Source organism: Bradyrhizobium sp. USDA 4510, from assembly GCF_054059095.1.
On record NZ_JBSSBT010000001.1, the window covers coordinates 2,788,140 to 2,800,468 of the forward strand.

General features: G+C 62.1%; 10 protein-coding genes. 9 read left to right on the forward strand and 1 reads right to left on the reverse strand.

The features are described 5' to 3' along the window. Window positions 1-178 precede the first annotated feature (178 nt). The 6 genes from ACVMDN_RS12310 to ACVMDN_RS12335 all read left to right on the forward strand — a co-directional run bounded on the left by ACVMDN_RS12310 (window position 179) and on the right by ACVMDN_RS12335 (window position 7,135). The gene (locus ACVMDN_RS12310) at window positions 179-1,345 is read left to right on the forward strand and encodes a CaiB/BaiF CoA transferase family protein (RefSeq protein ID WP_283812384.1); all 1,167 of its coding nucleotides are present in this window, start codon (window positions 179-181) and stop codon (window positions 1,343-1,345) included. Window positions 1,346-1,371: 26 nt separating this feature from the next. Next, window positions 1,372-2,163 (forward strand): SDR family NAD(P)-dependent oxidoreductase, encoded by a 792-nt coding sequence (locus tag ACVMDN_RS12315; RefSeq protein WP_310884889.1) that lies wholly within the window; start codon window positions 1,372-1,374, stop codon window positions 2,161-2,163. 17 nt (window positions 2,164-2,180) lie between these two features. Further along, the gene (locus ACVMDN_RS12320) at window positions 2,181-2,942 is read left to right on the forward strand and encodes a crotonase/enoyl-CoA hydratase family protein (RefSeq protein WP_141342447.1); all 762 of its coding nucleotides are present in this window, start codon (window positions 2,181-2,183) and stop codon (window positions 2,940-2,942) included. Window positions 2,943-2,999: 57 nt separating this feature from the next. Then, on the forward strand, window positions 3,000-4,232 hold the full coding sequence (locus tag ACVMDN_RS12325) for an ABC transporter substrate-binding protein (protein ID WP_141342448.1): 1,233 nt from the start codon (window positions 3,000-3,002) through the stop codon (window positions 4,230-4,232). 43 nt (window positions 4,233-4,275) lie between these two features. Then, window positions 4,276-5,841: an AMP-binding protein gene (locus tag ACVMDN_RS12330; RefSeq protein ID WP_375166982.1), complete on the forward strand. Its 1,566-nt coding sequence runs from the start codon at window positions 4,276-4,278 to the stop codon at window positions 5,839-5,841. A gap of 61 nt (window positions 5,842-5,902) precedes the next feature. Beyond that, entirely contained in the window at window positions 5,903-7,135 is a 1,233-nt protein-coding gene (locus ACVMDN_RS12335) for an acetyl-CoA C-acetyltransferase (RefSeq protein WP_310884888.1), read from the forward strand. Here ACVMDN_RS12335 and ACVMDN_RS12340 read toward each other — a convergent pair. Next, window positions 7,119-8,159, reverse strand: a complete 1,041-nt coding sequence (locus tag ACVMDN_RS12340) for a helix-turn-helix domain-containing protein (protein WP_310884887.1) — start codon at window positions 8,157-8,159, stop codon at window positions 7,119-7,121. The genes ACVMDN_RS12335 and ACVMDN_RS12340 overlap by 17 nt on opposite strands. Window positions 8,160-9,057: 898 nt before the next feature. Between ACVMDN_RS12340 and ACVMDN_RS12345 the strand changes: the two genes are divergently transcribed. The 3 genes from ACVMDN_RS12345 (at window position 9,058) to ACVMDN_RS12355 (ending at window position 12,285) form a co-directional block, all read left to right on the forward strand. Beyond that, window positions 9,058-10,083, forward strand: coding sequence for a formylglycine-generating enzyme family protein (locus tag ACVMDN_RS12345; protein WP_310884886.1), 1,026 nt, complete (start codon window positions 9,058-9,060; stop codon window positions 10,081-10,083). Then, window positions 10,076-11,731: an arylsulfatase gene (locus ACVMDN_RS12350; protein ID WP_246786806.1), complete on the forward strand. Its 1,656-nt coding sequence runs from the start codon at window positions 10,076-10,078 to the stop codon at window positions 11,729-11,731. Before ACVMDN_RS12345 ends, ACVMDN_RS12350 begins: the two co-directional genes overlap by 8 nt. Before the next feature lie 215 nt (window positions 11,732-11,946). Then, entirely contained in the window at window positions 11,947-12,285 is a 339-nt protein-coding gene (locus ACVMDN_RS12355) for an HdeA/HdeB family chaperone (protein ID WP_141342453.1), read from the forward strand. The last annotated feature ends 44 nt before the right edge of the window (window positions 12,286-12,329 follow it).

Genomic DNA, 12,329 nt, shown 5'->3' on the forward strand with positions numbered 1-12,329 from the left:
GTCAATCCTCCGTCCTCCGCCGGGATCGTCGCGGCCGGCCCGGCGGCAGCAAAACCACATTATGTCACGGCGCAACCCGAAGACCACCCGGAGCGGGTGGGGCGGTCCAGGCATTTCCGAGTGTAGTTTTCGCGCAAGCTGGCGTTCACACTAATCGATCGGATCAAAATTGAGCGTTTTGTCCGGAATTCGCGTCCTCGAATTCGAGGCAATCGGTCCGGCCCCCTTCGGGGCGATGCTGCTGGCCGACATGGGAGCCGATGTCTTGCGGATCGACCGTCCCTCGCCGCCGGAGGATCTGGGGCCGCGCCGCAGCGGAAGGCCCGACGACATCACGGGCCGAGGCCGCCGCTCGGTCACGCTGAACTTGAAATCGCCGTCGGCGGCATCCGCGGCGCTCGCCTTGATCGAAAAAGCCGATGTGCTGATCGAGGGTTTTCGCCCTGGTACGATGGAGCGGCTCGGCCTCGGGCCTGAAGCTGCGCTCGCGCGCAATCCGCGGTTGGTCTATGCGCGCATGACGGGCTGGGGGCAGACTGGTCCCCTGGCTGAGAATGCCGGCCACGATCTCAACTACATCGCGCTATCGGGTGTCCTGTCGGCGATCGGGCCGGCAGGCGGGCGGCCCCTGCCACCACTTAACCTGGTTGGTGACTACGGTGGTGGGGGCATGCTGCTCGCGCTTGGCGTTGTCGCTGCGCTGCTCAACGTGCATCGCGGAGGGACGGGGCAGGTCGTCGACGCCGCCATGACTGAGGGCGCCGCGCAGCTTGGGTCCATCATGTGGGGGCTGGTCGCCGGAGGCAGCTGGCAGGAGCAGCGCGGCAGCAACATCCTCGATGGCGGCGCACCATGGTACGACAGCTATCGGACCCTCGATGGCCAGTACATGGCCGTGGGCGCGGTCGAGCAGCGCTTCTATGCCGAACTCGTCGACAAGCTCGGCCTCGCCGACGCCGAACTCCCGGAGCAATACGACCGCGGTGGCTGGCCGGCGCTGCGCAACGCGTTCGCGCGGGCATTTCTCGGCAAGACGCGGGACGAATGGTGCGCGATATTCAACGATAGCGACGCGTGCGTAACCCCCGTCCTCGGGTTTTCGGAAGCGCCGCATCATCCGCACAACCGTGCCCGCGGCAATTTCATCGAGGTCGCGGGTATCGTTCAGCCCGCGCCCGCGCCACGCTTCCTCGGCACGCCGTCCGAACCGCCAAAACCAGCGCCGCGCCGCGGCGAGCACGGTGCGGCCGCGCTGCGCCAATGGGGCTTCGGCGCTTCGGACGTGTCGAGATTGCGTGAGCTCGGCGTCGGATTTGTCGGCCAGCCCGAACCCCAGCCGGCGTGATCAATCCATCGGAGAGGTAACGGACCGTGCGTGGAATCCTCGATTTAACCGACAATGTCGCCTTGATCACCGGCGCCGGGCAGGGCGTCGGCCGTCAGATCGCGCTGCATTACGCCGCCCATGGCGCGGACGGCGTCATCGTCAACGACTTCTTCGAGGACCGCGCAAAGGCCGTCGTCGAGGAAATCAGGGCGCTGGGCGGCAAGGCCGTTGCGGCGGCTGGCGACGTGACTGACCTCGACGCCGTGAAGGCGATGGTGCGCAAGGGCAACGAGGCGTTCGGCCGCGTCGATATTCTGGTGAACAACGCCGGCAATGCCGGGGCGACGCCCGATCCGGAAGCGCGGAAGCCGTTCTGGGAGACCGGACCTGGCGCCTGGAACAGCTTCATCGGGGTGAACTTCTACGGCGTGATCAACTGCGCGAGCAGCTGCATTCCGTCGATGATCGAGCGCCGTCGTGGACGGATCATCACCATCATATCGGACGCCGGCCGCACCGGCGAGGCGGGGCTCGAGGTCTATTCTGGTGCCAAGGCCGGTGCCGCCGGCTTCACGCGTGCGATCGCCCGGTCGCTCGGCCGCTACCAGATCACGGCGAACTGCATCGCGATCGCGGCGACGATGACGCCCCCGATCGAAGCCCGTCTCAAGGCCGATCCGGACCGACTCAAGAAGATGATGGAGAAATACGTCATACGCCGTCCCGGCCAGCCGCAGGACGTCGCGAACATGGCTCTCTATCTGGCCTCCGGCGCCAGCGACTGGATTACCGGCCAGACCTATCCGGTCAATGGCGGCTTCTCCTTCTCAATGTGATTTTGAACGGTGACAAAATGAGCGAGCGAGTCCTGACCGAGCGTCGCGGCCATATCCTGGTGATTACGATCAATCGACCGGAGGCCAAGAACGCCTTCGACCTTGCATCCGCGCAGGCGATGCACCGGGCGATGGATCTGCTCGATGCCGAGGATGACCTCTTCATCGGCGTCATCACGGGCGCCGGAGGCACGTTCTCCGCGGGCGCCGATCTGAAAGCGGTGGCCCGCAACGAGCGCGCAGTGACGGACCGCGGCGGCTTCGGCATGTTCAAGCGGCCGTCGCGCAAGCCGTTGATCGCGGCGGTGGAGGGGTTTGCGGTCGGTGGCGGGCTCGAGCTCTGCCTGTCCTGCGACCTCATCGTTGCGGCACGGGACGCGAAGATGGGGCTGCCCGAGGTCAGGCACAATGTTGCGGCCGTCGGCGGCGGATTGTTCCGGCTGCCGCGGCGCATTCCCTATCACATCGCCATGGAGCTGGCGCTGACCGGCGGCTTCCGTGGGGCCGAATTCTTCCAGCGCCATGGACTGGTGAACCGCATCAGCGCGCCCGGGCAGGCGTTCACCGACGCGATTGCCTTCGCCGAGGAACTTCTCGTCAACGGCCCCACCGCGCTCGCCGCCTCCAAGGAGATCATCTTCCAGTCGGCGAACTGGACCGACGAGGAGGCCTGGAGCCGGCAGGCGCCGATCGCGGCGATTGCCTTCGAGGCCGAGGATCGCGTCGAAGGCCTTCGCGCCTTCGCCGAAAAGCGAATGCCGGTTTGGCGCGGGCGCTGAGAAGCGACGACCGACGAAACGTCGGTGACAAAAAATGCAAGAGAATCGGAGGAAACGATGGCCCGCAAGGACCTGACAATCGAAGCCCTGACCCTCACGGCCTGTATCGTGCTCGCGAGCACCCAGGCCGATGCGCAGAAGAAGTACGATCCGGGGGTCAGCGATACCGAGATCAAGATCGGCAACATCATGCCGTACAGCGGGCCCGCGTCTGCCTACGGCGTGATCGGAAAGGCAAGCGAAGCCTATTTCCGGATGATCAATGATCAAGGCGGCATCAATGGCCGCAAGATCAAGTTCATCAGCTATGATGACGCCTACAGCCCGCCGAAGACCGTCGAGCAGGCGCGCAAGCTCGTCGAGAACGATGAGGTCCTGCTGGTGTTCCAGCCGCTGGGGACGTCGGGAAACACCGCGATCCAGAAATACCTCAACACGAAGAAGGTGCCGCAGCTCTTCGTTGCCTCCGGCGCAACCAAATGGGGCGACCCGAAGGGCTTCCCGTGGACGATGGGCTTCCAGCCGAACTATCAGAGTGAGGGCAGGATTTTCGCGAAGTTCATCCTGGAGCAGAAGCCGGACGCGCGGATCGGCGTGCTCTACCAGAACGATGACTTCGGCAAGGACGTGCTGAAAGGACTGAAGGACGGTCTCGGCGCGAAGACGTCGCTGATCGTGGCGGAGGCGAACTACGAAGTCTCCGATCCGACCGCCGACTCCCAGATCGTGAAGCTCAAGACCGCGGGCGCGGACGTCTTCGTGGATCTCACCTCGCCACGGTTTGCGGCGCTTGCGATCAGGAAGGTCGCCGAACTCGGCTGGAAACCGATGCATTTCCTGAGCAGCGTTTCGGGCTCGATCGGATCGGTGTTGCAGCCGGCCGGGCTCGAGAACGCGAAGGGCGTGCTGAGCACCGCCTATACCAAGGACCCCTCCGATCCCCTCTGGAACAACGATCCGGGGATGATCAAGTGGAATGCGTTCATGGACAAGTATATGCCCGGCGCGAACAAGGCGGACCAGGGCCACGTCTCGTCCTACATGGCGACGCAGACCCTGGTCGAGGTGTTGCGCCGATGCGGCGACGATCTGTCGCGCGAGAATATCATGCGGCAGGCGGCAAGCCTTCGTGATCTCGAGGTCGACGTGCTGTTGCCCGGCATCAAGGTCAACACCAGCCCGACTGATTTCTACCCGGTCGAACAGATGCAGATGCGGCGTTTCGACGGCCGCGTGTGGGAGCTGTTCGGGCCGGTCATCAATGGTGAGGTCGGAAGCCCGGCGGGCTGAAGGTGCGTGATAACGCCAGCAGATGCGGCAAAGGAGGCAAGACGTGAACGAGCAAATCGGGTTTGCGCCGACGACGACCACGATGATCCTGCGCGCGCTGTCGCGATATCCGGATCGGCAGGCATTCGTATGGAATGGCGGTAGCCTGACATATTCGGCGGTACGCGACCTGATCGCCGGCTTGCAATCCGGAATGGTCAGCGCCGGCCTCAAGAACGGCGATGTGGTGGCGCTGCTGAGCGCCAACAGCGCCGAGACCTGGTGCGCGGGGATCGCGGCGCAGGCCCTCGGCTTGCTGATCACGTGGCTGCACCCGCTGGGCTCGCTGGCCGATCATCTTGCCGTCGTCGAGGACATCGGGGCGACGGCCCTGATCGTCGACCCGAAGACGCACGCCCAGCGTGGGGCTGACCTTGCGGCGGCCGCCGCCCGTCAGCTCAGACTGACGTTCACGATAGGGCGCGCCGAATTTGGCCGCGACCTGCTGTCCACCGCACTTACTGCAGGGGCCATGTCACCGGTCGATCTGACCAATATCAACGCGCGCGCGATCGTGAACTACACGGGCGGCACGACTGGAAAATCGAAAGGCGCGGTCCGCACTTACCGTGCATTGGTTGCGTCGGCGCAGTCGGTTGCGGCCGAATTCGGGCTTCCCGAGACCCCTCGCTACCTCGCTGCCGCGCCGATCACGCACGTCTCCGGCAGCTTCGTCCTGCCGTCGCTATCGCGCGGCGGCACGGTGCACTTGCTCAAGGGCTTTGATCCCGACGAGTTTCTTACGACGATCGCGCGCGAGAGGATCAACGTGACCATGATGGTCCCGACCATGATCTACGTCATGCTCGACCATCCGAAGCTTGGTGCCATCGATATCTCGTCGCTCGAGTTGCTGCTCTACGGTGCGTCGCCGATGTCGCCGACACGGCTGGTCGAGGGACTTGAGCGCATCGGGCCGATCTTCGCCCAGCTCTACGGTCAGACCGAATGCTATCCCATCAGCCTGCTCGGCAGGGCGGATCACGATGCCCGTCGGCCCGAACTGTTCGCATCATGCGGATTTCCGCTGGCGTCTTGTGCAGTGTCCTTGTTCGACGAGAACAACCAGCCGGTCAAACAGGGGGAGGCGGGGGAGATCTGTGTCCGCGCCACGCAGGCGATGGAGGGGTACTGGAAGCGCCCTGAGCAGACCGCCGAAACATTCGCGGGCAGCTGGCTGCATACCGGCGACATCGCGAGGGCCGACGAGCGCGGCTACCTCTATATTGTGGACCGCAAGAAGGACATGATCGTGTCGGGCGGCTTCAACATCTTCCCCCGCGAGGTAGAAGACGTGCTGTCGTCCCATCCCGACGTGGCGATGGCCTCCGTCATCGGAATCCCCCATCCCAAATGGGGCGAGGCGGTGACCGCCCTGGTCGTTGCGAAGCCCGGCAAACAACCGGACGCCGAATCCCTGATCGACCTGGTCAAGCAGTGCAAGGGCGGTACCCATGCGCCGAAGCAGATCGAGTTCGTCGACAGCTTGCCGCTGACCGCGGTCGGCAAGGTGGACAAGAAGGTACTGCGCTCGAAGTACTGGGCCGGACAGGAGCGGCAGGTCGGGTAAGCCCGCCCTGTTGAACGCCGACCGCCGGCGCAATTCCAACGCCAACAATTGTGAGAGTGACATGGTTGACGCACTGATCATCGATGCATGCAGGACGCCACGAGGCATCGGCAAGGCCGGCAAGGGCGCGCTCGCCGGAATCCATCCGCAGCAGCTCGGCGCCACGGTGTTGCGGGCGCTCGCCGATCGCACTGGCATCGATACCGCCGATGTCGATGACATCATCTGGGGTACCAGTTCGCAGCGCGGCGAGCAGAGCGGGGATCTCGGCCGGATGTCCGCGCTCGACGCCGGCTACGACGTTCGCGCCAGCGGCGTCACGCTCGACCGGTTCTGTGGGTCCGGCATCACCAGCGTCAACATGGCCGCACATGCCATCATGTCGGGCTCGGAGGACCTGGTGATCGCCGGCGGCACCGAGATGATGTCGATGGGAGGCCGCCGCGGCGAGGGACCGATGATGATGGATTCCGGAAACCTGCGCCTGCGCGCGCGACATCCGCAATCGCATCAGGGTGTTTGCGCCGACGCGGTGGCGACCCTCGAGGGTATCACGCGGCGGGAGTTGGACGCGCTCGGGGTGGAAAGCCAGAAGCGTGCGGACGCCGCCATCAAGGCCGGCCATTTCAACAAGAGCCTGGTACCGATCTACCGCGAGGATGGCGCGCTCGCTCTCGATCACGATGAATATCCTCGGCCAGGCAGTACGCTGGAAGGTCTTGCAACGTTGAAGCCGGCGTTCGCGGCCATGGCGGACTTTCCGCTCGACGACCGGGGGACGACCTATCGACGACTGATCCTGGATCGCTATCCGGACCTCGACATCAACTTCGTGCATCACGCCGGCAATTCATCGGGCGTGGTCGATGGCTCGGCCGCCATCCTGCTGGCGTCGCCGGACTATGCAAGCAAGCACGGCCTGAAGCCGCGGGCGCGCGTGGTGGCGACCGCGAATATGGGCGACTCACCGACCCTGATGATGAATGCGCCGGTCCCCGCCACCCGCAAGGTGCTCGCCAGGGCAGGGCTGACCCTCGACGACATCGACCTGTTCGAGGTCAACGAAGCCTTCGCTGTGGTCGTGGAAAAATACATTCGCGATCTCAAGATCGACCGCGACAAGATCAACGTCAACGGAGGCTCGATCGCGCTGGGGCATCCGATCGGCGCGACGGGATCGATTTTGATTGGTACGGTTCTCGACGAATTGGAACGACGCCTACTCAGGCGCGGTCTCGTGACGATGTGCGCCGCCGGGGGGATGGCGCCCGCCATCATCATCGAACGGGTCTGATGGCTTTCGGCGATACTGAAGCCGCGTTCCGATTCCATCGCAACGGAAATAGCTCTAGGTTCCTTGAGGATGCGGTTTCGTTCGCCTGCAGTCGCGTGTCCGATGGATATTCGCCGAACAATTGATAGTAATACTGAGAGAACCGTCCGAGATTCAGGAATCCGTTCTGGAGTGCGAGGTCCGCAATCGTCGCGGTGTTTTGTGGATGCGTGCGGAGCGTAGCGTGAATAGAGCACAGCCGTCGATGTCGGAGGAATGAAATCGGGCCGAGCCCCAGAGCTTCATGCACCGCGCGATGCAGCGTTCGGCGAGAAAGGCGTAGCTCTTTGCATATCTGAGATATGTGGATTGGTCCGTCGCCCTGGGTGTCAAGATAGTTCTCGATCTCTCTGACCGTCTTCAAGGCCGAAGGCAGCGGTCCACCGCGATCTGACGGGGCACCTGCAACCGCGCTCGCCGTAACGGTCTCGATGATCGCCCGCTTCCAGAACTCGGCCGCTTGGGCCGTCAGGACCAGATTGTTCGCAAGCCGAGCAGCTAATTCCTTGAGCCGAGGGATGACCCACCGAACCGTCTCCTCGGTGCCATTAAATTGGTGTCCCCACCAGAATGCCGGATCGGCTGGCCGACCTTCGCTACCGAACATCGCTTCGATATCTGATGGGGTTAGCGAGATGATCAGGACTGAACCGCCACCATAATGTCTGTTGTCCAGCTCTTCGCCCGGCTGTCCAATTAGCAGATCGCCGGGGGACAACTCGTGTGATCCGCAGGTCACACGCTCGGTACTGCTTGTCAGTATGCCGATGGTGATCCGGTCTTTGCGGACCAACCCCCTGGATCTCAGGCCACGATTGAAAGCTGCAATGTCGATGGGAAGGCCTGCAATCGTGCCATGCGATAGCCGTCCTCGCATCTTGCCGCGCCCGAGCTGAACGATATCCCGCTGTACGCCCGTGATCGTCTTCTCAAGCTCTTCGAAGCACTCAATTCTCTGGGTGTGCAATACCGCGAAATTATTCATCTAGGCCGATCCTTCAAGACGGAAGGAATTGCGCACCCTCGCTGCTTCGAGCCAATTCTCGTCAAATGCAGCACGAAGTGCGTCGATCGGTCGCGGTACGACAAGCGTCGACACTTTAGCCCTCGATGTTGGCGTGCCGGGTCATTGCAGCTCACAGAACAACATTTGGCACAAACTGGACATCACAGTCCAGCACGACGTGTTTATCGTTCTGATTCAACGACAACGAGAAGGGCTCGATCAGGGATGACGCGGTACTTGCATGCGTCCAGCTGCGTGATCCTTGAGTGGGGTTTATGGCTTTGTCGGGCCGACGGTGCTTGTGAGTGAAAAGGGAACCGCAATGCAGAAATCTCTCGCTACTTTCCGTCCTAATCAGCGTGAGACGACAGCTGTCGGTACGATCCTCAGCGTCGCGCTTCTCGTGCTTGTCGGATCGCTCGTAGGCTCTTCGTCATCATCGGCGTCGACGCTTCGATCCGTTGGCCTGATCGGAGCGCAGGTTGATCAAGCCAGCGGCGTTACCAGAGCCGTGGTCGTCAGACGTGATCGCGTTGCAGTTGGGCCGCGTGGCGGCGTCGTCGCAGGTCGTACAACGGTGGTGCGGCCCGGCTGGAATGGCTCCGGTACACGCTGGGTCCGTCCTGTCCCTGTGCCTCGGCCAATTCCAGGTCCGCGTCCCGGAGGCTGGGTGCGGCCCGGCTGGTATGGGTGGCCCGTAGGCGGTGCGATCGCAGCCGGCGCTGCGCTTGGCTTCGTTACTGCGGCCGCCGCGGTAACCTATGCAGGGACAGCTCCGGCGCCTGGCATGTGCTGGTACTACACCGATCCGTCCAGGACCCAGGGTTTCTGGGACTATTGCCCGCGGTAATTCTGATCAGCGTTAGGAACAGGCGTCATGGTGCGGGCTGGCGCAGAGCGCAACGAAGAACCGTCGGATCGTGTCAATACTGATGACATGATCTGGATACCCGGCGGGATGTTCCGCATGGGCTCGGACCGGCATTATCCCGAGGAAGCGCCGGCGCATCAGGTCACGGTCGACGGCTTCTGGATCGAGCGAACTCCGGTGACGAACCGCCAGTTCAAGAATTTCGTGAGAGCAACCGGCTACGTCACGACGGCTGAAATGCCGCCGGACCCAAAGGATTATCCGGGGGCATTGCCGGAGATGCTCTATGCCGGTTCGCTGGCGTTTTCGCCGCTTCCGCGCGTCACGGATCTCAGCGACCTAAGCCAATGGTGGACCTTCATGAAGGGCGCCGACTGGCGGCACCCTTATGGTCCGAAGAGCAACATCAATGTGCTCGACCATCATCCGGTCGTGCATATCTCCTTCCGTGATGCGCAGGCTTATGCCCAATGGGCCGACAAGGATCTACCAACCGAAGCCGAATGGGAATTTGCCGCACGTGGCGGACTAGACGAGGCCGAGTTCGCCTGGGGTGACGCACTGACGCCCGACGGTGCCCATATGGCCAACACCTGGCAGGGTGCTTTCCCGAACCAGAATCTTTGCGAGGATGGCTACGAGCGGACGTCGCCGGTGACGGCATTTCCGGCGAACGGCTATGGCGTTCACGACATGATCGGAAATGTCTGGGAGTGGACGTCCGATTGGTGGTCGTCGAAGCACGATGCCGATCCGGCGAAGCCGTGCTGTATTCCGCAAAATCCGCGCGGTGGTCCGGAAGACGCCAGCTACGACCCACGCCAGCCCACCGTCAGGATTCCACGAAAAGTCCTGAAGGGCGGCTCGCATCTGTGCGCGCCGAACTATTGCCGCCGCTACCGCCCGACAGCGCGTCACGCCGAGCCGGTCGATACCTCGACCAGTCACGTCGGCTTCCGGTGCGTGGTGCGCCCGAACCGACCGCAGCCAATCCGAGAGCTTTCAGAAATACAGGGAGTATCGAATGATTGATGATGCCAAGAAAGACAATGTCCGGACTGGTCAAGTCCAGAAGGGCGGCCGAATGCTTCGCAAGTTGCTTGCAGCGGCGGTTGTTGCAACCAGTCTCTCGCCACTGACAGCATTTTCGGCATCAGAGCAGCAGGCCAACGCCGCGAAACCGAACATTCTCGTTATTTGGGGCGACGATATCGGCTTCTGGAATGTCAGTGCTTATAGCCACGGCGCGATGGGCTATCGCACGCCAAATATCGACCGGATCGCCAAGGAAGGCGCAATTTTCACGGACCACTACGGTCAGCCGAGTTGCACCGCGGGCCGGGCTGCATTCATCACCGGCCAGTTGCCGATCCGATCCGGGATGACAACGGTCGGTCTGCCGGGCGATCATCTGGGCCTCAAGCCGGAAACCGTGACGCTGGCCGAGGTTCTGAAAACCCGGGGATACGCCACCGGCCAGTTTGGCAAGAACCACCTCGGCGACCGGAACGAACATTTTCCGACCGTTCACGGCTTCGACGAGTTCTTCGGCAATCTCTATCACCTGAACGTGTCCGAGGAGCCGGAGATGGACGGATACCCGACCGATCCGGCATTCAAGGCGAAATACGGCCCGCGCGGCGTCATGCATTGCTACGCCACCGCGACGGATCAGCCGGGCGAAGATCCGCGCTATGGCAAATGGGGCAAGCAGAAATGTGAGGATACGGGACAATTGACGCGCAAGCGCATGGAGCACGTCGACGACGAATTCATCGATGGCGCGTTCAAGTTCATGGACAAGTCCGTCGCCGAGAAGAAGCCTTTCTTCATCTGGCTGAATACGAGCCGCATGCATGTATTCACGCATGCGCCGGCCGAGTATCACGAACGTTGCAAAGAGTTCACCGGTGGCGATGATCCGCATTGTGCCGGCATGATCCAGCATGACGACAACATCGGCTCGGTGCTCAAGAAACTTCAGGATCTCGGCATCGCCGATAATACGATCGTGGTCTATTCGTCCGACAACGGTCCAGAACATTCGACATGGCCGTTCGGCGCAACGACGCCCTATCGCAGTGAAAAGATGACGACTTGGGAGGGGGCGGTTCGGGTGCCGATGATGGTGCGTTGGCCCGGCAAGATCCCGGCGGGCAGCGAGCTCAACGGTATCCAGTCGCATGAGGACGTGTTCGTCACCCTCGCAGCCGCTGCCGGAGCGCCGGATATTAAGGAGCGCATGGCGAAGGGCGACGATCTCGGAACCGGCGTCGTCAAGAAGAACTACCTCGATGGCTTCAACAATCTCGACTACTGGGAAGGGAAGGCGAATAAATCCGCGCGCAACTTCTTCATCTATTACGCAGAAAACCACATTCAGGCCGTGCGCGTGGATCGGTGGAAGGGGCATTTCGCCATGCGCGACGGGTATTACGGCACGACCACTGCGGCTGAAATCCCGTGGATATTCAATATCAGGCAGGATCCGTTTGAGTCGTTCGATCAGGCTCCGGGCCCGCGCGCGCTCGTATCTCAAGCGCATACTTATGCAACCTACATGATCAAGGACATCGTGGAGGCGCATGTGAAGACCCTCGCCGAGTTTCCGCCTGTGCAGAAAGGCAATTCGCTCAGCATGGATCAACTGATCGAGCAGATGCAGAAGGGAGCCCAGTGACGTGCGTCTGATTCAAACTGAGTTATGCGCGCTTCGATCGGGGCGCACGTTCTGAATGATCCGTTCGAACATCGAGCGATGGAAGCCGCGTTTATACGCGGCCTCCCCAATTGGTCGCGCTGAGAGGCGGATCCTTTGATCACGATCGGATCAATCGTCCGGGCAAGCGTAATCCGTCCTATGGAACCACTAACGTCCGAATAAAGGCAAGATAAATGAGACATGGAAACCGTATCAGCTTGGCACTCGTGGCTGGCGCATTGCTGCTTTCATCTGCGAAGGCACAAACCCCACTGACGGCCTACACAGACGCGAACGGCTTTATTGACGTGCAAGCGCTAACCTGCGCGCAGCTTGCGGGCACCTACCAGGAAGACGCCGACATGTTGGCCGCCTGGTACAGCGGTTGGTACAACGGCCTCGCCAAAAAGCACTTCGCGCACATTACCCGGGCGAGGTCCGGTGAGCATCAGCTGATCGTCTATTGTAAAGCCCATCCCGGTGTGAAGATCATCGAGGCAATCGACGTCCTCATGAAAACCGAAGGCAAGTAGTTCGAAAAGCGCAGGCGCCCCTGTCGCGGCGTCTGGACGGCGAG